Source organism: Rhizobium vallis, from assembly GCF_003985155.1.
In the GTDB taxonomy this organism is placed as follows: Bacteria; Pseudomonadota; Alphaproteobacteria; order Rhizobiales; family Rhizobiaceae; genus Rhizobium; species Rhizobium vallis.
Genome location: NZ_ML133686.1, coordinates 1,023,471 through 1,044,850, shown reverse-complemented (window position 1 = coordinate 1,044,850; position 21,380 = coordinate 1,023,471). Strand labels below are relative to the sequence as shown.

At 61.4% G+C, this 21,380-nt stretch carries 19 protein-coding genes, 2 tRNA genes and 1 riboswitch; of the genes, 8 read left to right on the top strand and 13 right to left on the bottom strand.

What is annotated here, in order from left to right:
• Positions 1 to 73 precede the first annotated feature (73 nt).
• Positions 74 to 1,261 (top strand): IS481 family transposase, encoded by a 1,188-nt coding sequence (locus EFQ99_RS05220; RefSeq protein ID WP_126919553.1) that lies wholly within the window; start codon positions 74 to 76, stop codon positions 1,259 to 1,261.
• Between the two features lie 43 nt (positions 1,262 to 1,304).
• On the opposite strand, the gene EFQ99_RS05215 is transcribed toward EFQ99_RS05220, so the two are convergent.
• Both EFQ99_RS05215 and EFQ99_RS05210 read right to left on the bottom strand, forming a co-directional pair.
• Positions 1,305 to 1,378, bottom strand: a tRNA-Gly gene (locus EFQ99_RS05215).
• A 59-nt stretch (positions 1,379 to 1,437) separates the two neighbouring features.
• Positions 1,438 to 2,532 (bottom strand): 2'-deoxycytidine 5'-triphosphate deaminase, encoded by a 1,095-nt coding sequence (locus tag EFQ99_RS05210; RefSeq protein WP_164736331.1) that lies wholly within the window; start codon positions 2,530 to 2,532, stop codon positions 1,438 to 1,440.
• 73 nt (positions 2,533 to 2,605) lie between these two features.
• Positions 2,606 to 2,684: riboswitch (SAM riboswitch) on the top strand.
• A 42-nt stretch (positions 2,685 to 2,726) separates the two neighbouring features.
• Here EFQ99_RS05210 and EFQ99_RS05205 point away from each other — a divergent pair.
• Together EFQ99_RS05205 and apaG are read left to right on the top strand one after the other, a co-directional pair.
• Complete coding sequence (locus EFQ99_RS05205; protein ID WP_126919552.1) at positions 2,727 to 3,911, top strand: O-succinylhomoserine sulfhydrylase; 1,185 nt, start codon at positions 2,727 to 2,729, stop codon at positions 3,909 to 3,911.
• A 313-nt stretch (positions 3,912 to 4,224) separates the two neighbouring features.
• The gene (apaG, locus tag EFQ99_RS05200; protein WP_008524271.1) at positions 4,225 to 4,617 is read left to right on the top strand and encodes a Co2+/Mg2+ efflux protein ApaG; all 393 of its coding nucleotides are present in this window, start codon (positions 4,225 to 4,227) and stop codon (positions 4,615 to 4,617) included.
• Here the strand turns inward: apaG and EFQ99_RS05195 are convergent.
• The 3 genes from EFQ99_RS05195 to EFQ99_RS05185 all read right to left on the bottom strand — a co-directional run bounded on the left by EFQ99_RS05195 (position 4,614) and on the right by EFQ99_RS05185 (position 7,862).
• The gene (locus tag EFQ99_RS05195; RefSeq protein WP_126919551.1) at positions 4,614 to 5,615 is read right to left on the bottom strand and encodes an Hsp33 family molecular chaperone; all 1,002 of its coding nucleotides are present in this window, start codon (positions 5,613 to 5,615) and stop codon (positions 4,614 to 4,616) included. The two genes, apaG and EFQ99_RS05195, sit on opposite strands and share 4 nt — an antisense overlap.
• 91 nt (positions 5,616 to 5,706) lie before the next feature.
• Positions 5,707 to 6,621: an ornithine carbamoyltransferase gene (argF, locus tag EFQ99_RS05190; protein ID WP_126919550.1), complete on the bottom strand. Its 915-nt coding sequence runs from the start codon at positions 6,619 to 6,621 to the stop codon at positions 5,707 to 5,709.
• Positions 6,622 to 6,662: 41 nt separating this feature from the next.
• Positions 6,663 to 7,862, bottom strand: a complete 1,200-nt coding sequence (locus tag EFQ99_RS05185) for an aspartate aminotransferase family protein (RefSeq protein WP_126919549.1) — start codon at positions 7,860 to 7,862, stop codon at positions 6,663 to 6,665.
• A 425-nt stretch (positions 7,863 to 8,287) separates the two neighbouring features.
• Here EFQ99_RS05185 and EFQ99_RS05180 point away from each other — a divergent pair, with 425 nt between their 5' ends.
• Positions 8,288 to 8,821, top strand: coding sequence for a GcrA family cell cycle regulator (locus tag EFQ99_RS05180; protein ID WP_126919548.1), 534 nt, complete (start codon positions 8,288 to 8,290; stop codon positions 8,819 to 8,821).
• A gap of 288 nt (positions 8,822 to 9,109) precedes the next feature.
• The gene (locus EFQ99_RS05175; RefSeq protein ID WP_126919547.1) at positions 9,110 to 9,394 is read left to right on the top strand and encodes a GIY-YIG nuclease family protein; all 285 of its coding nucleotides are present in this window, start codon (positions 9,110 to 9,112) and stop codon (positions 9,392 to 9,394) included.
• Positions 9,395 to 9,579: 185 nt separating this feature from the next.
• Here EFQ99_RS05175 and phoB read toward each other — a convergent pair whose 3' ends face one another.
• The 7 genes from phoB to phoR all read right to left on the bottom strand — a co-directional run bounded on the left by phoB (position 9,580) and on the right by phoR (position 17,422).
• Positions 9,580 to 10,263 carry a phosphate regulon transcriptional regulator PhoB gene (gene phoB, locus EFQ99_RS05170; protein ID WP_126919546.1) on the bottom strand — a complete coding sequence of 228 codons (684 nt, stop codon included), beginning with the start codon at positions 10,261 to 10,263 and terminating at the stop codon, positions 9,580 to 9,582.
• A gap of 147 nt (positions 10,264 to 10,410) precedes the next feature.
• Positions 10,411 to 11,124 carry a phosphate signaling complex protein PhoU gene (gene phoU / locus EFQ99_RS05165; protein ID WP_126919545.1) on the bottom strand — a complete coding sequence of 238 codons (714 nt, stop codon included), beginning with the start codon at positions 11,122 to 11,124 and terminating at the stop codon, positions 10,411 to 10,413.
• Between the two features lie 44 nt (positions 11,125 to 11,168).
• Positions 11,169 to 11,984, bottom strand: coding sequence for a phosphate ABC transporter ATP-binding protein PstB (gene pstB, locus EFQ99_RS05160; RefSeq protein ID WP_007821275.1), 816 nt, complete (start codon positions 11,982 to 11,984; stop codon positions 11,169 to 11,171).
• Positions 11,985 to 11,999: 15 nt separating this feature from the next.
• Positions 12,000 to 13,322 carry a phosphate ABC transporter permease PstA gene (gene pstA, locus EFQ99_RS05155; protein ID WP_126919544.1) on the bottom strand — a complete coding sequence of 441 codons (1,323 nt, stop codon included), beginning with the start codon at positions 13,320 to 13,322 and terminating at the stop codon, positions 12,000 to 12,002.
• Positions 13,319 to 14,800 carry a phosphate ABC transporter permease subunit PstC gene (gene pstC, locus EFQ99_RS05150; protein WP_126919543.1) on the bottom strand — a complete coding sequence of 494 codons (1,482 nt, stop codon included), beginning with the start codon at positions 14,798 to 14,800 and terminating at the stop codon, positions 13,319 to 13,321. Before pstC ends, pstA begins: the two co-directional genes overlap by 4 nt.
• 164 nt (positions 14,801 to 14,964) lie before the next feature.
• Positions 14,965 to 15,999, bottom strand: a complete 1,035-nt coding sequence (locus tag EFQ99_RS05145; RefSeq protein WP_126919542.1) for a substrate-binding domain-containing protein — start codon at positions 15,997 to 15,999, stop codon at positions 14,965 to 14,967.
• A gap of 199 nt (positions 16,000 to 16,198) precedes the next feature.
• Positions 16,199 to 17,422 carry a phosphate regulon sensor histidine kinase PhoR gene (gene phoR, locus EFQ99_RS05140; protein WP_126919604.1) on the bottom strand — a complete coding sequence of 408 codons (1,224 nt, stop codon included), beginning with the start codon at positions 17,420 to 17,422 and terminating at the stop codon, positions 16,199 to 16,201.
• 242 nt (positions 17,423 to 17,664) lie between these two features.
• Between phoR and ppk2 the strand changes: the two genes are divergently transcribed.
• Positions 17,665 to 18,546 carry a polyphosphate kinase 2 gene (ppk2, locus tag EFQ99_RS05135; RefSeq protein ID WP_126919541.1) on the top strand — a complete coding sequence of 294 codons (882 nt, stop codon included), beginning with the start codon at positions 17,665 to 17,667 and terminating at the stop codon, positions 18,544 to 18,546.
• A gap of 37 nt (positions 18,547 to 18,583) precedes the next feature.
• On the opposite strand, the gene EFQ99_RS05130 is transcribed toward ppk2, so the two are convergent.
• The gene (locus EFQ99_RS05130) at positions 18,584 to 19,786 is read right to left on the bottom strand and encodes a regulator (RefSeq protein WP_126919540.1); all 1,203 of its coding nucleotides are present in this window, start codon (positions 19,784 to 19,786) and stop codon (positions 18,584 to 18,586) included.
• Between the two features lie 288 nt (positions 19,787 to 20,074).
• Here EFQ99_RS05130 and EFQ99_RS05125 point away from each other — a divergent pair, with 288 nt between their 5' ends.
• Together EFQ99_RS05125 and EFQ99_RS05120 are read left to right on the top strand one after the other, a co-directional pair.
• Positions 20,075 to 21,034: an NAD(P)H-dependent flavin oxidoreductase gene (locus EFQ99_RS05125; RefSeq protein WP_126919539.1), complete on the top strand. Its 960-nt coding sequence runs from the start codon at positions 20,075 to 20,077 to the stop codon at positions 21,032 to 21,034.
• 117 nt (positions 21,035 to 21,151) lie between these two features.
• Positions 21,152 to 21,227, top strand: a tRNA-Thr gene (locus EFQ99_RS05120).
• Positions 21,228 to 21,380 lie beyond the last annotated feature (153 nt).

Genomic DNA, 21,380 nt, shown 5'->3' with positions numbered 1-21,380 from the left:
CGACCTGAGAGATAGGTGACGTTTCGTACCGGAGACATGGGTAACACTTTTCGCTTTTTGGCGGGAGGTGTTGATGCCGTGGAAAGAGACTTCGGTGATGGAGGAACGTCTACGATTTGTCGCCCGACTGCTGGAGGGCGAAGGGATGAGCGATGTGTGCCGGGAGTTCGGCATCTCGCGCAAGACCGGCTACAAGATCTTCAACCGCTACAAGGACGACGGCCTGGAGGCGCTGACGGACCGGTCTCGACGGCCGGTGCGCTACGCCAACCAGTTGCCCGAGCCGGTGGAGGCAATGATCGTGCGGCTCAAGAAGGAGAAGCCGCATTGGGGTGCCAGGAAGATCAGGGAGCTTTTGGTGAAGCGCCTGGCCGGCGATGTGCGCGTGCCGTCGAAGAGTACGGTGCATGCCGTTCTCGACCGGCACGGGCTGGTCGCTCATGCCCGCCAGCGACAACGCCACAGAGCCGAAGGGACAGCCTTATCACAGGCATTGCTGCCGAACGATCTGTGGTGTGCGGACTTCAAGGGCGAGTTCAAGCTCGGCGATGGCCGATACTGTTACCCGCTGACGGTCACCGACCAGGCGTCACGCTACCTGCTTGCCTGTGAAGCCTTCGAATCGACAAAGGAGGTGGGAGTATTCGAGGCGTTCCGCCGATTGTTTGCCGAACATGGCCTGCCGCTCGCAATCCGCAGTGACAACGGCCTGCCGTTCGCCAGCCCCAACGGTCTCTACAATCTGTCGAAGCTGTCGGTCTGGTGGTTGCGGCTCGGCATCGCGCTCGAGCGCATCAGGCCAGGCCATCCGCAAGAGAATGGCCGGCATGAGCGCATGCACCTGACGCTCAAGAAAGAGGCGACCAAGCCGTCTGGCAAAAACATTCTCCAGCAGCAGGCCCGCTTCGACGCGTTCGTCAGCGAATTCAATCAGGAGCGGCCGCACGAGGCGCTCAACATGAAGGTGCCGGCAGATCTCTACGTCGCTTCACCACGCTCCTATCAGGGCCTGCCGGAGATCGACTACCCCTTCCATGATAGAGAGGCGCTGGTGACCCATTGCGGCCGCATCTGCATCTATCGCAAGAAGATCAACATATCGACCGTGATGGCCGGCCAGAAACTCGGAATCACGGAAGTCGACGACGGCATTTGGCTCGTCAGCTTCATGCACTATGATCTGGGATATATTGACCTGGAGCAGAGGACCTTGCAAACCATCGACAACCCGTTCGGCACGAGGTTGTCACCCATGTGTTAGGTACGCTCTGTTACCTATGTCTCCGGTATGGACATGAAGCAGCTGGAGCGGGTGAAGGGAATCGAACCCTCGTATTCAGCTTGGGAAGCTGCTGCTCTACCATTGAGCTACACCCGCGATGCGCTGAGATTTCCAACAGATGGGGGCCGCTGTCAAGTCGCGCCAGATGCAAGGGCTCAGATGCGGAAGTGCTTCGAGAGTTTGAGGCCCTGGGCCTGGTAGTTCGAGCCAAGGCCGGAGCCGTAGAGGCTTGCCGGTTTTTCCTGCATGTGCTCGTAGACGAGGCGGCCGACGATCTGGCCGTCTTCGAGGATGAAAGGCACTTCGTGGCTACGCACTTCGAGCACGGCCCGGCTGCCGCGCCCGCCGGCCGGCGCATGGCCGAAGCCCGGATCGAAGAAGCCGGCATAGTGGACGCGGAATTCGCCGACCAGCGGATCGAACGGGGTCATCTCGGCGGCATAATCCGGCGGCACGTGCACGGCCTCACGCGAGACGAGGATGTAGAACTCGTCGGGATCGAGGATCAGTTCGTTGCGGCCGCGGCTATAGAGCGGTTCCCAGAAATCATAGATATCGTGCTGGGCTTTCTTGTCGACATCGACCACGGCGGTGTGATGCTTGCCGCGATAGCCGATGAGGCCGTCCTTGTCTCCGGCGAGATCGATCGACAGCGCGATGCCACCACCCGATACGTTCGGCTGCTTGCTGGCGACCAGCGTCTCGGTTTCGTGCAGCTTTAGAAGCTCCGGCTCGCCGAGCAGCGCCTGGCCGACGCGGAAACGGATCTGCGACAGGCGCGAGCCGCGGCGCACGACGATCGGGAAGGTGCGCGGGCTGATTTCGAGATAGAGCGGGCCGGAATAGCCTGCCGGGATCTTGTCGAATTCCTGGGCGTAATCGGTAATGACGCGGGTGAAGATATCGAGCCTGCCGGTCGAGCTCTTCGGGTTGGCCGAAGCCGACATGTCAGCCGGCAGCGCTAAGCTCTCCATCAGCGGCACGATGTAAACGCAGCCGGTTTCGAGCACCGCGCCTTCCGTGAGGTCGATGACATGCAGGCTCAGCCGGTCAAGCTTGTCGGACACCAGGTGCGAGGGGCCGGGCATGAAGCTGGCGCGCACGCGAAAAGCCTTGGCGCCCAGGCGCAGGTCGAGACTTGCGGGCTGGATCTGGTCGCGGTCCAGCTCCCGTTCGGAGATCAGACGCCCCGTTTCGAACAGCGCCGATATCGCGCGGTCCGCCAGAATTCCCGTTTCGCGAGCCATCATGCCTCATCCATCATTTGCCGCCGACAAAACCAAACTCGGGGAATTGACGCAAGCAGCTAACAGCAGTATTGCAGAATTATCCCGTGGTGATTTGGCCGGTCGGCTTGCAGCCACGTTAAATAAGTGGCTAAAAAGACCGGGTTGAAACCGGTCTGCTTTTGCGACCGGTTTTTTTGTTATGTGAAGGTGATGGCATGAGCAAGACCTGGCGCCCGGCAACCCAACTCGTCCACGGCGGAACGTTGCGTTCGCAATATGGCGAGACCTCCGAGGCAATCTATCTCACGCAAGGGTTCGTCTATGATACGTCCGAGGCGGCCGAAGCCCGCTTCAAGGGTGAAACGGACGGCTTTATCTATGCCCGCTACGGCAGCCCCACCAACGACATGTTCGAAAAGCGCATGTGCGCGCTGGAAGGCGCCGAAGACGCCCGCGCCACGGCTTCCGGCATGGCCGCCGTCACCGCCGCCATCCTCTGCCAGCTGAAATCAGGCGATCATATCGTCGCTGCCCGCGCGCTCTTCGGCTCCTGCCGCTGGGTTGTGGAAACACTTGCGCCGAAATACGGCATCGACTTCACGCTGATCGACGGCCGGGATCTCGCCAACTGGGAAAAGGCGATCACGCCGAAGACCAAGGTGTTCTTCCTGGAAAGCCCGACCAACCCGACGCTCGAAGTGATCGATATCGCTGGTGTCGCCAAGCTTGCCAACCAGGTCGGCGCCAAGGTCGTCGTCGACAACGTCTTCGCCACCCCGCTCTTCCAGAAGCCGTTGGAACTCGGCGCCCATATCGTCGTCTATTCCGCGACTAAGCATATTGACGGCCAGGGTCGCTGCCTCGGCGGTGTCGTGCTTTCCGACAAGGAATGGATCGACGAGAACCTGCACGATTACTTCCGCCATACCGGCCCGGCCATGTCACCGTTCAACGCCTGGACGCTGTTGAAAGGCATCGAAACGCTGCCGCTGCGCGTGAAGCAGCAGACTCAGAATGCGGCGAAGATCGCCGATTTCCTCGCCGAGCAGGGCAAGGTCGCCAAGGTGATCTATCCCGGCCGCAAGGACCATCCGCAGGCCGATATCATCGCCAAGCAGATGACCGGCGGCTCGACCCTCGTCGCCTTCGAGCTGAAGGGCGGCAAAGAAGCGGCGTTCGCGCTGCAGAATGCGCTTGATATCGTCAAGATCTCCAACAATCTCGGCGACAGCAAGAGCCTGATCACCCATCCGGCAACGACGACGCACAAGAACCTGACGGATGAGGCGCGTGCCGAGCTCGGCATCTCGCCGGGCACGGTGCGGCTTTCGGCCGGCATCGAGGATACGGACGACCTGATCGAGGATTTCGCGCGGGCGCTTTCCAAGGTCTCGGCCTGATCCGGAGCATGATGCCGAAAAGTGTGAACGGTTTTCGGACGACATCATGCTCTATATCCAAGACAATGGCGGCCGGCCCCAACCGGGGTCCGGCTCGCTAGCCTCACGGGTGGAATTCACGGGGGTTTATCCGTGGGATGCGGAACAAGTCCGCTGACGCCGGCGTTCCGCAGTAAAATTAACACTGAGAATTAGGCTTAACGATCAAAAACCCTTCGATCATGATTGTTTCATCATTGATCAACGCTCCGTTCCTTGACGGACAGGGCCTCTTATAAGATACGGGTAACATATCTTGACTAAGGTGCAAGGCATGTATCGCGCCCTCACAAGAGAGATCGAAGTTGTAGTCGAACCGTTCTATCTGGAGGAGCAATCCGATCCGGAAGACGACCGCTATGTCTGGGGTTACCGGATTGTCATCAGCAACAATTCCGGCATAGCCGTTCGCCTGGTCAACCGCTACTGGAACATCACCGACCAGAACGGCCAGGTGGACGAGGTGACCGGCCCGGGCGTCGTCGGCGAACAGCCGCGGCTCAGCCCCGGCGACACCTACGAATATTCCTCCGGCTGCCCGCTCGATACGCCCTCCGGCCTGATGTTCGGCCATTACCAGATGGAAACGGACGAAGGCGAGCTGTTCGATGTCGACATACCCGCCTTCTCGCTGGATTCACCGGGGCTGCTGCGCGTGCTTAACTAGGCTTTTTGTTCCGCCGGCTGAAGTTCGGTCGGCTCGAAGCGGTAGGTGGTCGAGCAGAATTCGCAGGTGACTGCGATCTCGCCATTTTCCTGGCTGGCTTCGATCTCCTCGGCGCTGAAACCCTTCAGCACGCTGCCGATCTTTTCCCGCGAACAGCTGCAGCGATCGAAGACCGCCCGCGGTTCGTAGACGCGGACGCCGCGCTCATGGAAGAGCCGGAACAGTAGCCTTTCGGTGCCAACAAGCGGATCGGTGAGTTCATCGGCGTCGATGGTCTCAACCAGCGACCGGGCTTCGACCCAGGCATCGTCCTCGCCATGCGGGCGGCTGCCGGTGTCGCCGTCGCCGCCGTGAAGATCCGGCTGGCGCATGCGCTCCGGCGCCTCCGGCAGGAACTGGGCGACGAGGCCGCCCGCCCGCCAGCGATGGCGCGGCTTGCCGGCCTCGTCGCGATCGAACAGCTCGGCAGCCGCAAGACGCACGCGCGTCGGGATCTGCTCCGACTGACGGAAATAGACGCCGGCGATTTCCTCGAGCGAGGTGCCGTCGAGCGCGACGATGCCCTGGTAGGGCTGGCTGAACTTGCCCTGATCGATGGTGAAGGCGAGCACGCCCTTGCCGAGCAATTGCTCCGGCTCGGTCTCACCTGCCGCAACCGCCTTGGCGAGCAGCGCCTGATCGAAACGCGCATAGGCGCGGACATTTTCCGGCGTCGAGAAATCGGCGACGAGAAGGTCGACCGGGCCATCGCCCTTGGTCTGTACCGTAAACTTGCCTTCGAACTTCAACGAGGTGCCGAGCAGCACCGTCAGCACGACGACTTCGGCGAGCAGGCGGGCGACAGGTGCCGGATAGTGATGGCGCTCGAGGATCGCATCGAGCATGGGGCCGAGCTGGACGGCGCGGCCGCGCACATCCAGACCCTCCACCTGAAAAGGGACGACATGGTCATCGCCGGCGAAATCGAACTGGCCGAGGGCGGCTGCAGCTTCTGCCATGGCTTTCACTCCTAGTTTTCAGAGCGATGGGCTAGCGTGCCCTTTCGCTCGCGCGGCCGCGGGTCTTTGACTCGCGGCGTCCGATTATGGTTCAGATCGCGCCCAGGCACCAAGCAAGAATCGACTTCTGCGCGTGAAGGCGGTTTTCCGCCTCATCGAAGACCACGGATTGCGGACCGTCGATCACGTCGTCCGTCACTTCCTCACCGCGATGAGCCGGCAGGCAATGCATGAACAATGCATCATTGCCTGCTTTCGCCATCAAGGCCGCATTGACCTGGTAAGGCTGGAAAACATTATGACCCCGGGCCCGATGTTCCTGATTCATGGAGACCCAGGTATCGGTCACCACGCAATCGACGCCGGCGACCGCACGGTCGGCATCATGGCAGAGCATGATTTCGGCGCCCTCATCGCGGGCCCAGTTCAGATAGTGATCCTTGGGCTCGGAACCAAGGGGCACGGCCATGTTCATGCGATAGCCGAAACGGGCAGCACCTTCGACCAGCGAATGCAGCACATTGTTGCCGTCACCCGTCCAGGCGATGGTCTTGCCCTTGATCGGGCCGCGATGCTCTTCGAAGGTCATGATATCGGCCATGATCTGGCAGGGATGAGTATCGTCCGTCAGCGCATTGATGACAGGTACGGTCGCATGCTCGGCCAGCTCCAGCAGCCTGGAATGCTCCGTCGTGCGGATCATGATCGCATCGACGTAGCGCGACAGCACCTTGGCGGTGTCGCCGATGGTCTCGGCGCGGCCGAGCTGCATCTCGGTGCCGGAGAGGAACAGCGTTTCGCCGCCGAGCTGGCGCATGCCGACGTCGAAGGAGACGCGGGTGCGCGTCGACGGCTTTTCGAAGATCATCGCCAGCATCTTGCCGGCGAGCGGCTTGTCGTCCTTGCCGGCCTTGAAGGCCTGCTTGCGGGCGAGCGCATCGTTCATGATCGTTCTGAGATCGGCTGATGTGACCGCCGAAAGGTCGAGGAAATGTTTAGGAGTCATCGTGTTCTTACCTATGCGTGCGCCCGAGGGCGGCAATCCGTTCAAGCCGTCTTCTTGACCTTGGAGGCGCGAATGCTCTCGGCGGCGCGCTCGATACGGACGAGGCCCTCGCGCGCTTCCTCGGCGGTGACGACGAGGGGCGGCAGAAGGCGGATGACGTTATCGCCGGCGGGTACGCCGAGCAGATGGGCGGCGCGGATTGCCTGCAGCAGTTCGGCCGAGGGAATGGCAGCCTTGATGCCGAGCAACAGCCCCTCGCCTCTGATATCCTCGATCACATCGGGATATCGATCCTTCAGCGAGGCGAGACCCTGGCGGAAAACCAGCGCGACGTCGCGCACATGCTGGAGAAAACCATCGGCAAGGATGATGTCGAGCACGGCGCCGCCGACGGCCATGGCGAGCGGATTGCCGCCGTAGGTCGAACCATGGGTGCCGGCCTTCATGCCGGAGGCGGCTTCAGCCGTGGCAAGGCAGGCGCCGAGCGGGAAACCGCCGCCGATGCCCTTGGCGACAGCCATGATATCGGGAGTGATGCCCGACCATTCGTGGGCGAAGAGCTTGCCGGTGCGGCCGACGCCGCTCTGGACTTCGTCGAGGATCAGCAGCAGGCCGTTCTCGTCGCAGATCTGGCGAAGCGCCTTCATGAACTCGTTGGTGGCAGGACGGACACCGCCCTCGCCCTGCACCGGCTCGATGAGGATTGCGGCCGTCGCATCGGTGATCGCGGCGCGGACCGCTTCGATGTCGCCGAAAGGCACCTGATCGAAGCCCGGCGCCTTGGGGCCGAAGCCTTCGAGATATTTCTCCTGGCCGCCTGCGGCGATCGTAGCGAGCGTCCGGCCGTGGAAAGCGCCCTCGAAAGTGATGATATGGAACCGCTCGGGATGGCCCTTGGAAAACTGGTAGCGGCGCGCCGTCTTGATCGCGCATTCGAGCGCTTCCGCACCCGAATTGGTGAAGAACACCTTGTCGGCGAAGGTGGCGTCCGTCAGGCGTTTTGCCAGGCGCTCCTGACCCGGGATTTCATAGATGTTCGAGAGGTGCCAGACCTTGTCGGCCTGCTCCTTCAGCGCGCCCACAACATGCGGATTGCTGTGGCCGACTGAAGTAACGGCAACGCCCGCGCCGAAATCGAGATATCGCTCGCCGCTTTCAGTGATCAGCCACACGCCCTCGCCTCGCTCGAACCGCAGCGGGGCACGAGAATAGGTGTCATAAAGCGGCGCGGCTTCAGCCATGGCGCGATCTCCCGATCTAAAGTTATGGGGCGACTGACTCCGGCTAAGAAAACCAGGCCCGAAAAATCAAAAATGCCGCCTTGCGGCGGCGATCGGTACTATTTCCTTTTCGCGCTGCAATGTCAACAAAACTGCGCCCTTAGCGTATGCAGCAAGCTTGTACAGCGGCATTTTCAGCCTTCAACAGGCATTATTGCAGAAATGACACGCAGGGGCAGCAAGTTGGGGAAAACTCGGAATTCGATTCATCCGGATTCATGCGACTCTTGTCACGGAGTCAGGCTCACACTAGGTTAAAGTTCAATTACTAGACTGCATGCGGCGGAACTAGTCACCAAAATTGATCAGGCGTTTCTTGTTTCGGAGGCTTCCGGGACAACGGTGAGGGATTCTGCCATCACCAACGCAAAAGGTGGAGACAGGGCATGAACTGGACAGACGAGCGGGTCGAGAAACTCAAGAAGCTTTGGTCCGAAGGACTGAGCGCCAGCCAGATCGCGGCGCAGCTTGGCGGAGTGAGCAGAAATGCTGTCATCGGCAAGGTGCATCGACTGAGCCTTCCGGGCCGCGCCAAGGCCGGCGGCACTGCCGCCACGGCGCGAACGCCCAAACGCACGACATCGGCGCCGCGCGCACCGAACTATGCCTCGCGCATCGCCACCCGCACCGTTACCCGCCAGCAGGGCGCAACGATGCTGAAGGAAGAGATCGAGATCGAAACGATCGAGGAAATGGAATATGTGCCGAAGGGCAACGTGGTGGTGCCGATTTCGCGCCGCCTCGGCCTGACGGAACTGACCGAACGCACCTGCAAGTGGCCGGTCGGCGATCCGCTGAAGGACGACTTCCACTTCTGCGGCTGCGAATCCCCAGACAATTCGCCTTATTGCGGCTATCACCAGAAGCTTGCCTACCAGCCGGTCAACGAACGCCGCAGGGCGGCGGCCCGCGTCAGCTGAACGGGCAAAGCATCGTAAACGTGAAAAACGGGCCGAGTGGCCCGTTTTTTTATGCGAGTGGAATGGAAGCGCTCAGGCTTTTCGCTTTAGTTTCCCCTACGCGTATCGCGGAAAAGCCAGGTCGTGCTTTTCCCGGCAAAACCGCCGCACAATTTTGCTGGCTATCTGTGGCAGTACCGCGATAGGTGACAAAATACGAGTGTGGCCGCGCCTCCTGCCGATCGCGCCCCTCAACCTCCGTCATGCTCGGGCTTGACCCGAGCATCCACGACCAAGCACTCTGCCTTCATGGCCGGATATGTTTACATCGTGACCAACCAGAAAAATGGCACGCTCTATATCGGCGTGACATCCGATCTGGAGCGTCGCATCTATGAGCATCGCGAGGGGCTGACGCCGGGATTTGCCTGGAAATACGGCTGCACCCGCCTCGTCTGGTACGAGGAACATTGGGATATCGGCAGCGCGATCCAGCGCGAGAAATCGTTGAAACGCTGGTACCGGCAATGGAAGATCGATCTTGTCGAGGCCATGAATCCCGATTGGAAAGATCTCTATCTCACGCTGTGGTGAGATCCGGCTGCACTGATACCCCCGCCGCCTTACCCGCGGTGCTCTCCGCATGGATCCTCGGGTCGAGCCCGAGGATGAAGGAGTGTGGGGAACCTACGCAGCAAGGACCGCTAGCTCTGCAGGCACCAACTCAATGAACCAAACTGAGCCGAGCGCAAAGCTGCTGCATATTTTTCGAGCAGCCCTCAGGCTTCCATCGAGTAACCGGCGCCGCGGACGGTGCGGATGACGTCCTGCATGTTGGAAAAGTTCAGCGCCTTGCGCAGACGGCCGACATGGACGTCGACGGTGCGTTCGTCGACATAGATGTCGTGGCCCCAGACGCCGTCCAGAAGCTGCGAGCGGGAGAAGACCCTGCCCGGCGACGACATCAGGAATTCCAGCAGGCGGAATTCGGTGGGGCCGAGGCGGACTTCGCGGGTCTTGCGATGGACGCGGTGGGTTTCGCGGTCGAGCTCGATATCGCCGCACTTCAGCACCGTCGACAGCACTTCCGGACGGGCGCGGCGCAGCATCGCCTTGACGCGGGCAACGAGTTCGGGCGTCGAGAAGGGCTTGACGACGTAATCGTCGGCGCCCGTCGAAAGCCCACGGACGCGCTCGCTCTCTTCGCCGCGCGCCGTCAGCATGATGATCGGCAGGCGCTCGGTTTCCGGCCGCATGCGCAGGCGCCGGCAGAGCTCGATGCCGGAGACGCCGGGCAGCATCCAGTCCAGGATGAGCAGATCGGGCGTGCGCTCCTGAAGCCTGATTTCGGCTTCGTCGCCACGAAGGATGGTATCGACCTCGAAGCCTTCCGCTTCGAGATTGTAGCGAAGAAGCACGCTGAGGGCTTCCTCGTCTTCAACAACTGCAACTCTCGGGATCATGCGTGTCGGTCTCCTCGCGCATGATCCTTAAACCGGGGGTGATTTAAGCAATGCATCCTGCGCAAATTCAGAATTGGCTGCGACCTCTTTGCGCGCCCGGACGGGCGCGCACGCAATCTTCTGGCCGGGGCGGCCGGTCCGGAACCGTTATTCCGTGACCGCGCCGACGGTGTTGGCGCTGTCGTCCTTCGGACGATCGCCTTCCGGCTGTGCGCCGGTCGCCATGTAGTAGATGGTCTCCGCGATGTTGGTCGCGTGGTCGCCGATGCGCTCGATGTTCTTGGCGCAGAAGAGAAGATGCGTACAGCTGGTGATGTTGCGCGGATCTTCCATCATGTAGGTCAGGAGTTCGCGGAACAGCGACGTGTACATCGCGTCGATCTCGTTGTCGCGTTCGCGGATCGCATTCGCCTTGTCGACGGCGCGCGTCGTGTAGACGTCGAGCACTTCCTTGAGCTGGACGAGCGCCAGCTCGGACAGATGCTCGAGACCGCGGGCGAGCTTGCGGGGAACGCCGGTGCTCTGGACCGCGATGACGCGTTTGGCAGTGTTCTTGCCGAGATCGCCGACGCGTTCGAGATCGGCGGCGATGCGGATCGAACCCATGATTTCGCGCAGGTCCGAGGCCATCGGCTGACGGCGGGCGATCGTGACGATCGCCTTGTCGCCGATTTCGCGTTCGGCGTGATCGAGGATCACGTCGTCGGAGATGACCTTCTGCGCCAACGCCGTATCGCCGTTGACCAGCGCCCGTACGGATTCGCTGACCATCTGCTCAGCCAGGCCGCCCATTTCGGAAATCCGCCTGGACAGGAACTTCAGATCATCATCATAGGCAGAAAAAATATGTGTCGATGCCATGGGGCTTTATCCTCGAATAACGGGAAGGCTTGGTGTCACCAAAATCAGCCGAAGCGACCCATGATGTAGTCCTGGGTGCGCGGATCGTCCGGATTGGTGAACATCTTGTCGGTGTCGTTCTCCTCGACGAGGTTGCCGAGGTGGAACATGGCGGTGCGCTGCGAGACGCGCGCGGCCTGCTGCATGGAATGCGTGACGATGACGATCGTGTAGTTCTCGCGCAGTTCGTGGATCAGTTCCTCGACCTTGGCGGTGGCGATCGGGTCGAGCGCCGAGCACGGCTCGTCCATCAGGATGACTTCCGGGCTGACGGCGACGGCGCGGGCAATGCAGAGGCGCTGCTGCTGACCGCCCGACAGGCCGGTGCCGGATTCGTGCACGCGGTCCTTGACCTCGTTCCAGAGGCCGGCGCGCTGCAGGCTGGTCTCGACGATCTGATCGAGATCGGCCTTGGACTTGGCAAGGCCATGGATGCGCGGGCCGTAAGAGACGTTTTCATAGATCGTCTTCGGGAACGGGTTCGGCTTCTGGAAGACCATGCCGACGCGGGCGCGAAGTTCGACGACGTCGATATCGGGATCATAGATATCGTCGCTGTCGAGCGTGATCTTGCCCGTGACGCGGCAGCCGTCGATCGTGTCGTTCATGCGGTTGAGCGACCGCAGGAAGGTCGACTTGCCGCAGCCGGACGGGCCGATCAGCGCGGTTACGGTGTTTTCGCGGATGTTCAGGTTCACATCGAAAAGCGCGCGCTTCTCGCCGTAGTAAACCGAGACATCCTGGCCGATCATCTTATACGGGACGTTGCTCATCTTCTGATCCAGCGCCTTTTCAACTGCAGCTTCCGTCAACATGTTCATGATGTTTAACTCCGTTTACCAGCGGCGCTCGAAGCGACGACGCAAGAGGATGGCGCCCATGTTCATGACGATCAGGAACAGGAGCAGGACGATGATGGCACCCGAAGTACGCTCCACGAAGGCACGTTCGGCCTCGTTGGCCCACATATAGACCTGCACGGGCAGAGCCGTCGAGGGATCGAGCGGTGTCGTCGGCGCGTTGGCGACGAAGGCGACCATGCCGATGAGCAGCAGCGGCGCGGTTTCGCCGAGCGCGTGCGCAAGGCCGATGATCGTGCCCGTCAAGATGCCGGGCATGGCAAGCGGCAGGACATGGTGGAATACCATCTGCATTTTCGAGGCGCCGAGGCCAAGCGCTGCGGCGCGGATGGACGGCGGCACGGCGCGCAGAGCCGCGCGCGTCGCGATGATGATCGTCGGCAGGGTCATCAGCGTCAGCACCAGGCCACCGACCAGCGACGCCGAACGCGGCATGCCGACGAAGTTGATGAAGACGGAAAGGCCGAGCAGACCATAGACGATGGAAGGGACGGCGGCGAGGTTGTTGATGTTGACCTCGATCAGGTCCGTCAGCTTGTTCTTCGGCGCAAACTCCTCGAGATAGATCGAGGCGGCAACACCGATCGGCAGAGAAAGCGCCAGCACGATCAGCATCAGGTAGAGCGAGCCGATGAGGGCGACGCCTAGGCCTGCGGCCTCCGGACGGCTGGAATTCCCGTTGACGAAGAGGCCGGTGTTGAACTGCTTGTGGAGAGCGCCGCTCGCCTTCAGCTCGTTCATCCAGGCAACCTGCTTGTCGTTGACCTTGCGGTTCTTCTCATCGACCGAAAGATCGATCTGGCCCTTGTTGGCGCTGTCGATATTGGCGTCGGCAAGCACCGTCACATTGACCGTCTTGCCGATGATGGAGGGATCGGCAACGACCATGTCACGCAGCTGGACCGGCGCACCCTTGGAGAGCATGGCGGTTGCATCTCGCACATCGGGGCGGCTCGAGGCATTGATACCAAGCTGTTTGACGATCGCGTCGCGCAGGAGAACCGGGTAGTTGGCGGCGACCAGAACCGAGGGATCGGTCGCACGCTTGTTGTTCGGGTCGATCGTCTTCTCGGTGAATTCGATCGGCAGGGTGACCGCGGTCTGCTGGAAGGCGGTATAGCCTTTGCCGATCACCGTCCACAGCAGGATGAAGAGGAAGACGAGGCCAAAGGCGATGGCAGCGATGCCGTAGGCCTGGAACCGGCGCTCGGCGGCGTAGCGGCGCTTGATGCCGATATCACGGCGTGCAGGCGCCTTGGAGACGGTGACGCCAGCTGTGGGAGAAACAATATCCGTCATTCGTACTGCTCCCGGTATTTGCGCACGATGTAGAGCGCATAGATGTTGAGGCAAAGCGTGATGCAGAACAGCGTGATGCCAAGTGCGAAGGCGACCAGCGTCTGCGGCGAGGTGAATTCAAGGTCGCCGGTCAGCTGGTTGACGATCTTGACGGTCACCGTCGTCATCGGCTCGAAGGGATTGATCTGGATGCGGGCAGCAACACCGGCGGCCAGCACGACGATCATGGTTTCGCCGATGGCGCGCGAGGCGGTCATCAGCAGCGCGCCGACGATGCCGGGGAGTGCGGCCGGCAGCACCACCTTCTTGATGGTTTCCGAGCGCGTGGCGCCAAGACCGAGCGAACCGTCACGCAGCGCCCGCGGCACGGCGGTGATGATATCGTCCGACAGGGAAGACACGTAGGGGATCAGCATGATGCCCATGACGATGCCGGCCGTCAGAACGCTCTGCGCCTGGATGAAATTGGTATAGCTACCGGACAGAAGGCCGCTGATCTGAGCGGAGAAATCGCGCAGGAACGGGCCAACGGTGACGAGGGCGAAGAAGCCGTAGACGATCGTCGGAATGCCGGCGAGCACTTCGAGCAGCGGCTTGGCGACGCCGCGCAGCTTCGGCGAGGCGTATTCGGCCATGTAGATGGCGGCGAACAGGCCGACCGGCACGGCGACCAGCATGGCGACCAGGCCGATATAGAGCGTGCCGAGCAGCAGCGGGATGAGGCCGAACTGACCGAAGGACGAGCTGCCGGCGCCGGCAAAGCGCGGATCCCAGACGGTGCCGAAGAAAAAGTCGGCGGCGGGGACAGCTGCAAAGAAGCGGGCGGCTTCCGACAGCATCGAAAGCACGATGCCGATCGTCGTCAGGATGGCGATCGAGGAGGCGAGCAGCAGGCCCCACAGCATGACGCGCTCGACGCGGTTGCGGGCGCGGAAGCGCGGAGCGATGGCCCGCAGCGCGTAGAAGGCGCCGGCGACGGCGAGAGCGAAGACGATCACCGTCATGGCGAGACGGCTCGTCATGCTCATAGCGTTGAGCTTCTTGGCGGCGTCGAGCATGTAAGGCTGCGGCTGACCGGCGAGCGGTACGCCCTTTTCACTGAGCTTGGCCTGCAGGGCAGCGGGGTCTGTCGCCACCGCGGCCGTTTCATCTGAAGTCAGCATCGTCAGGCCGCGAGCGACCGTGGCCACCATCGAATAGCTCAGATCCTGCTCGACGGCAGCTTGCGCCTTGACGTCGTCAGGGAAAGCGCCGCGAACGGAGGACTGGATGATGCCGGGGCTGACCGAGAGCCAGACGCAGAGGACGACGAGGGCCGGAAGAACCGCCCAGATTGCCGCATAGGCGCCGTAATAGGCCGGCCGTGAATGCAATGCGGAGGATCTGCCTCCGGCAAGCGCCGTGGCACGGCCGCGCGCAACCAGATAGGCGGCGGCACCGATCACCACAAGGCACAAAAGTATGATGGATGTGCTCATTCGTTACGTCCCCAGGCCCACAGCCCCCAAAGCCCGGCGGCTTCACCAGCCTGCCTTCGGCTTCCAATCATGCGGAATGAATTCAACCCTGCTGCGGAAATGCCGGCGGCAGGGTCATAAGGCAATGCCGGCGCGGGCCTGAAGGCGCCGCGCCGGCAAAGTCATTACATGGACTTGCCAGCTTCGACGTCCTTGCGGATCGCTTCGCGCTCGGCATCCGGAGCGGCAACGAGGCCGTACTCAGCGAGCGGGCCGTCGGGGCCGATCATCTGGTCGGATACGAAGAAGTTGACGTATTCCTTCAGGCCCGGAACAGCGCCGAGATGTGCCTTCTTAACGTAGAAGAACAGCGGGCGGGAAACCGGGTAGGTGCCGTTGGCGATCGTTTCGGTCGACGGAACGATGCCGTTTACGCTGGCAACCTTGAGCTTGTCGGCGTTGTTTTCATAGAAGGAAAGGCCGAATACGCCGACGCCGGTCTTGTTGGCAGCGATGCGTGCGAGGGTTTCCGGATAGTCGCCGTCGATGTCGACTGCAGCGCCGTCCTTGCGGACTGCGACGCAAGCCTTGCCCTGGGCAGCCTTGTCGGAGATTTCCTTGGCGATGACGTCCACAGCGCCAGCGGCCTTGCAGCCGGCGGCGAGAACGTTCTGTTCGAAGACTTCGCGCGTGCCGTGCTTTTCGCCCGGGATGTAGGCAGCGATATCAACAGCCGGGAGCTTCGGGTTGACTTCCGACCACTTCTTGTAAGGGTTGGCGACGAGCTTGCCGTCGACGACGACCTGGGCTGCGAGGGCCTTGTAGATGTCGGCCGGAACGTAGGCAACGTCAGGGTTGGACGAGTCGGTTGCGAAGACGATGCCGTCATAACCGATCTTGACTTCCTGAATGTCCGTCACGCCGGCAGCCTTGCAGGCTTCGGCTTCGTTCTTGTTGATCGGGCGCGAAGCGTTCGCAACGTCGATGGTGTCTTCACCAACGCCCTTGCAGAATTCCTTCAGACCAGCGCCCGTGCCGCCGGATTCAACGACCGGCGTCTTGAAGTTGGTGAAGGTTTCGCCGAAGGATTCGGCAACGATCTTTGCGTAAGGCAGGACGGTGGACGAACCAGCAACCTGAATCTGGTCGCGGGCGACGGCAGCGCCAGCGAAAGCGGCGGTTGCAGCCAGCGCGGCAACGGTGAGCTTGAAGGTGTTCATTAGAAATCTCCCGGCATTTGGGCTTGTGTGAGTGCGGCCTTTAGAGAGGCCCTCGCAGTGCCTTTTTTCATCGGCGGGACTCTCTTAGCGCTTTAAGCCTCGTCCTTTTATGTCAAATCGGTGAAACATTTGTGACAGCCTAAGTCTTTGATTTGAAATGTATAAATTATGCAACGTAAAAGTGTTGCGACATATTGCGTCAGAAGCGGACCGTAAAGTCCGTGCCCTTGCCGACTTCGGACTTGACGATCAGCCGTGCACGGTGACGGGTGAGGATGTGCTTGACGATGGCAAGGCCGAGACCGGTGCCCTTCTTCGATCGGCTATCCTCGATGCTGACGCGATAGAAACGTTCCGTCAGGCGCGGCACGTGCTCGGCCGGTATGCCGGGCCCCTTGTCGACGATGCTGACTTCCACCGGGTGGCCGGCGCCGTTCTTTAGCCAGACATCGACAGTTTCGCCCTCCTGGCCGTATTTGCAGGCATTTTCCATGAGGTTCTCGAAGACCTGGACAAGCTCGTCGCGGTCTCCAAGCACCTCCACCTTGCCCTCGGGCAGATGGAGGTTGATGTCGACGCCGACGTCCCTTGCCAGCGGCACCAGCGAGTCCCTGACGTGGCCGAGGAGCGGCACCAGATCGATCTTCTCGTCAGGGGCGATGTGCGATTTTATTTCCAGGCGGGAGAGCGACAAAAGGTCGTCGACCAGCCTGCTCATGCGCGTCGTCTGATCGAGCATGATGTTGAGAAATTGCGCCTGCGCCTTCGGATCGTTCTTCGCCGGTCCCTGGATGGTCTCGATGAAACCGCGCAGCGAGGCGAGCGGCGTGCGCAGCTCATGGCTGGCATTGGCGACGAAATCGGACCGCATGCGGTCGATGCGGCGAACCTCGGATACATCGCGGAAGGAAACGATGAAATACCGCTCGCGCATCCCCTCCTCGGCCTCGAATTCGACGGGCGCGCTGCGCACGATATAGACGCGTTCGGAGGGCAGCCGCTCGGCATGCTCGATCTGGTTCGGCGCATTGGTGGCGATGGTTTCGCGTACCATGTCGAGCACGCCGGGCGAGCGCAGGCGGGCCGATATGTGGGCACCGAGCGTCACCTCGCCGAAGGCTTTTTCGGCGGCGCGGTTCTGGAAAAGCACCGAGGCGTCGTCGGACAGGACCATAACGGGGATATCGAGCCCGGCGAGCGTGGCGGACACCTCGGCCAGGCGGCTCGGCGGTGCCACCGGCTCGATCTCCACCGGCTCGTCGGCTTCGGCCTTGATGACGGGCGCCTCGTTGAAAAGCGCGGTCAGGACCATGGCGAGGAGCAGGATGAGCACGGCCCATTTGTTCATGCCGGCGGCAAGGGCAACGAGGGCGCTGAGGATCGCCGCAAGCAGCACCGGCCGTTCGCGCCGGATGCGCGCCAGCAGGCTCGTTATCCACGATGTTTCGTCTTGCAAGTGTCCTCGCAGCGTCGATTCGTTTGTCTTCATATTGAACTCTGCCTGATAGCGGCAATTCATGACAGAAGTTTTCGGGTAGCGTCTCCGATGCGAAAGGCCGCAGCGGAAAACCGCAAAAAACTCCGAGCCAAAAGCGAAAGATTTGATTTTCAACGGTAAATATGTTCGCCTGCAGCAGAAGAAACGGCCGGGCGCAGGAGGACCATATGGACGAGGACGTCGAAAACAGGGCTGTGGAGCTGGATATCCGGGGAAAGAAACGGATCTTCGATGTCGACGATCCCGTCCTGCCGGACTGGGTGGAGGAAAAAGCGCTGGAATCCGGCGATTTTCCCCACAAGAAGAGGCTTGGGGAAGAGGAGTACCTGGAGCAGCTGGAAAAGCTGCAGGTGGAACTCGTCAAGGTGCAGTTCTGGCTGCAGGCGACCGGCAAGCGAGTGATGGCGTTGTTCGAGGGACGCGATGCGGCCGGCAAGGGCGGCGCGATCTCGGCCTCTTCAGCGAACATGAACCCGCGCCTTGCGCGCGTCGTGGCGCTGACCAAGCCCACCGAACGCGAGCAGGGACAATGGTATTTCCAGCGTTACATCGCGCAGTTTCCGACAGCAGGCGAATTCGTGCTGTTCGACCGCTCCTGGTACAACCGCGCCGGCGTCGAGCCGGTTATGGGCTTCTGCACGCCGCAGCAATATGAAGACTTTCTCAAACAGGCGCCGCAGCTCGAAAAGATCATTGCCCACGAGGGCATCTTCTTCTTCAAATTCTATCTCGATATCGGCCGCGAGATGCAGCTCAAGCGTTTCCACGACCGCAGGCACGATCCGCTGAAAGTCTGGAAACTGTCCTCGATGGATATCGCGGCGCTGACGAAATGGGGCGACTACAGCGCCAAGCGCGACCGGATGCTGAAGGAAACCCACACGGATTTCGCGCCCTGGACGGTGATCCGCGCCAACGACAAGCGGCGCGCGCGCCTGGAACTGATCCGCCATATGCTGAACAGGATGGATTACGACGGCAAGGACAAAAAAGTGCTCGGCACGGTCGACGAGCAGATCATCGGCTCGGGGCCCGGCTTTCTGAAATAAGACTTTGAAGTAGGCGGGCGCCTGGCGGAAAGCCGCATCACTGCCCCGGCAGGATGCGGACCGCGAAGAGGTTGATGCCGCGCGCCTTGCCGTCGAGATCGCTGTTGATCGTCAGCGTGCCCGGCGAATTCGGCGCCAGCGACCGGTCGAATTTCACCTGCAGCAGCGCATCCGATTTTTCCCGGGTGACGTTGAAGCGATGGCGGGCGCAATTGCCGAGCGTCTGGAAATTGCATTCGACGGTGACCTGCGTTGGCTCGTCGGTGGTCGACTGCAGCGTCAGCGCGATCGTCGAGGATTTTCCAGCGAGCTGCTGCAGCACCGAAGCCGGCACGGTGATCGAGATATTGCCGTCGGCCGCACCGCTCTCGGAAATCAGGCGGACGGCGGGGCCATCGTTCTCGGTGATCTTTTCGGTGCGCGCCCGCGGACCGTTCTGGATCTTGTCGGCCTCTTCGGGCTTGAACACCGGAATCCAGTCTGCCGAAAAACTGTTCTGCGGATCGATGGTCACCGGTTCGTCGGCGTGAGAACCGGTATTTGCGGCGCCATCGTTCTTGGCACCATTGTCATTGCCGGTGAAATCCTCTGGCTGTGTGCTTGCGGGCGGGTTGGCGACACTGGTATCGCGCTCGGCGGCCGTCAGGAGCAGGCCGGACGTATGCGCCCACCAGGCGCCGATGCCGATGAAGGCAAGCAGTACGCACCAGACGAGAAGCCTTGAAAAGAACTTGCGCGGCTTGCGCCGGCCGGCAGCGCGCTCCGGGCGAAAATCCATGTCGGTGGCGCGCTGGCCGCGCTGAAGGCGCTCCTCGCCGACGGGGGCGGCAGCCAGATGATCGGTATTGCCGGCATGCACGTGGTCTAGACTCGAATCGTCGCCGCGGCGCATGACTACCTCAGGCGCGCGGGTCTCGCCCGAGATCACCGGGCTGTCGATATCCTCCGCCTCAGCCTGATGAACAAGTGGCGGCGGCATTTCGACGACCGGCGGCACGGGCACTTCAGGCGGCCTTTGACGAGGGTGAAGTCGGTCTCGCTCCTCGCCCTCGATGGCGTGGATGGTGCCTTCCAGGCGATGGCGGTGATGGGCGACGACCTCGGCATCGGTAATATCCTGCTTGCGCAGGCCGGCTTCCAGCGCCTGGCGGGCGGACTGATAGATCCTCGCTCGAACCTCCGGATTGTCGCGTTCGGAGTTCTCGAGCGCTGTTCTGATGGCCGTTTCTAATCCGCTCACGTCAAGTCCTTCACCTTGAATCCGGCATCGGACCGCAATCCTCGCCGTTCTCCATCAAAATTCGGTAGCGGCAAGCGCGGCAAACCGCAAGCCTCACGGGCCGGACCGCAATTGATCGACGGGGGATAATGGGCGGCTTCACGGCTTGCGGATCTCATTTTATGACTCTTTTCGAAAGACTTATATTCGTCGTGAAATCGACGAAGGCGTGGCAGCCTCTCTTTAATCGCCATTTCATCTCTGTTATGAGATTGACGTTTTCGTAAACGTCAATCGGAATGGTGAACCATGGCCCTGCCCGCAATCCTTAGGGATAAACTGAGACTGCCGGTCATCGGCTCGCCACTCTTCATCATTTCGCATCCCGCGCTGACGCTGGCACAATGCAAGGCGGGCGTCATCGGCGCCTTTCCGGCCCTGAACGCCCGGCCGGAAAGCCAGCTCGACGAATGGCTGGCTGAGGTGACCGAAGAGCTTGCCCGCCACGACGCCGCCCATCCGGAGCGGCCGGCAGCACCCTTTGCTGTCAACCAGATCGTCCACATGTCGAACAAGCGACTGGAGCACGACCTCTCGCTCTGCGTCAAATATAAGGTACCGATCGTCATCTCCTCGCTTGGCGCAGTGCCCGAGGTCAATGCCGCCGTGCATTCCTATGGCGGCATCGTGCTGCACGACATTATCAACAATCGCCACGCCCATTCGGCGATCCGCAAGGGGGCCGACGGGCTGATTGCGGTCGCCGCCGGCGCCGGCGGCCATGCCGGCACGCTTTCGCCCTTTGCGCTCATCCAGGAAATCCGCGAATGGTTCGAAGGGCCGCTGCTGCTTGCCGGCGCGATTTCCACCGGCGGCGCCATCCTGTCCGCCCAGGCGATGGGCGCCGACATGGCCTATATCGGCTCGCCCTTCATCGCCACGCAAGAGGCGCGCGCCGCCGACGCCTACAAGCAGGCGATCGTCGAAGGTGCCGCCGGCGATATCGTCTATTCCAACTATTTCACCGGCATACACGGCAACTACCTCAAGCCCTCGATCGTTGCCGCCGGCATGGACCCCGACAACCTGCCTGCCGCCGACCCCTCGAAGATGGATTTCGAGCAGGCGACTGGCGGCGCCAAGGCCTGGAAGGACATATGGGGCAGCGGCCAGGGCATCAGCGCCATCAAGGCGGTCGAGCCGGTGGCAAAACTCGTCGACCGGCTGGAGGCCGAATACAAGGCGGCGCGTGCCCGGCTAGCGCTCTGAGCCCCTGCCCGCTCCTCTCTCTTTTTTGCCAAAGGCATGACAGGGCGCTTGAAATCTTCAAACAATGCCTGTATCAGCGCCATGCAAATCGCGGGCCGGATGTTTCGGCCGTGAAACGCCGCTTTAGCTCAGGTGGTAGAGCACATCATTCGTAATGATGGGGTCGCAGGTTCGAGTCCTGCAAGCGGCACCATTTTTCTTCGAAAATAATATAGAACACACTGACGTGTGAAACACGTGGTTTTTGGTCCATCTTTTGTCCACCTAACAGCGACGCTTAGACATGTAGTTTCCTGTGAGTAGCGGGACCCGTGCCACCAAGACCCGCTTCCTGTTAGATTGAGAA

Excerpts from the sequence above, each read along its gene's own strand:
- EFQ99_RS05220 (WP_126919553.1), top strand. The coding sequence starts at position 74 with ATGCCGTGGAAAGAGACTTCGGTGATGGAGGAACGTCTACGATTTGTC.
- EFQ99_RS05210 (WP_164736331.1), bottom strand. The coding sequence starts at position 2,532 with ATGATGGCTCGCGAAACGGGAATTCTGGCGGACCGCGCGATATCGGCG.
- EFQ99_RS05205 (WP_126919552.1), top strand. The coding sequence starts at position 2,727 with ATGAGCAAGACCTGGCGCCCGGCAACCCAACTCGTCCACGGCGGAACG.
- apaG (WP_008524271.1), top strand. The coding sequence starts at position 4,225 with ATGTATCGCGCCCTCACAAGAGAGATCGAAGTTGTAGTCGAACCGTTC.
- EFQ99_RS05195 (WP_126919551.1), bottom strand. The coding sequence starts at position 5,615 with ATGGCAGAAGCTGCAGCCGCCCTCGGCCAGTTCGATTTCGCCGGCGAT.
- argF (WP_126919550.1), bottom strand. The coding sequence starts at position 6,621 with ATGACTCCTAAACATTTCCTCGACCTTTCGGCGGTCACATCAGCCGAT.
- EFQ99_RS05185 (WP_126919549.1), bottom strand. The coding sequence starts at position 7,862 with ATGGCTGAAGCCGCGCCGCTTTATGACACCTATTCTCGTGCCCCGCTG.
- EFQ99_RS05180 (WP_126919548.1), top strand. The coding sequence starts at position 8,288 with ATGAACTGGACAGACGAGCGGGTCGAGAAACTCAAGAAGCTTTGGTCC.
- EFQ99_RS05175 (WP_126919547.1), top strand. The coding sequence starts at position 9,110 with ATGGCCGGATATGTTTACATCGTGACCAACCAGAAAAATGGCACGCTC.
- phoB (WP_126919546.1), bottom strand. The coding sequence starts at position 10,263 with ATGATCCCGAGAGTTGCAGTTGTTGAAGACGAGGAAGCCCTCAGCGTG.
- phoU (WP_126919545.1), bottom strand. The coding sequence starts at position 11,124 with ATGGCATCGACACATATTTTTTCTGCCTATGATGATGATCTGAAGTTC.
- pstB (WP_007821275.1), bottom strand. The coding sequence starts at position 11,984 with ATGAACATGTTGACGGAAGCTGCAGTTGAAAAGGCGCTGGATCAGAAG.
- pstA (WP_126919544.1), bottom strand. The coding sequence starts at position 13,322 with ATGACGGATATTGTTTCTCCCACAGCTGGCGTCACCGTCTCCAAGGCG.
- pstC (WP_126919543.1), bottom strand. The coding sequence starts at position 14,800 with ATGAGCACATCCATCATACTTTTGTGCCTTGTGGTGATCGGTGCCGCC.
- EFQ99_RS05145 (WP_126919542.1), bottom strand. The coding sequence starts at position 15,999 with ATGAACACCTTCAAGCTCACCGTTGCCGCGCTGGCTGCAACCGCCGCT.
- ppk2 (WP_126919541.1), top strand. The coding sequence starts at position 17,665 with ATGGACGAGGACGTCGAAAACAGGGCTGTGGAGCTGGATATCCGGGGA.
- EFQ99_RS05125 (WP_126919539.1), top strand. The coding sequence starts at position 20,075 with ATGGCCCTGCCCGCAATCCTTAGGGATAAACTGAGACTGCCGGTCATC.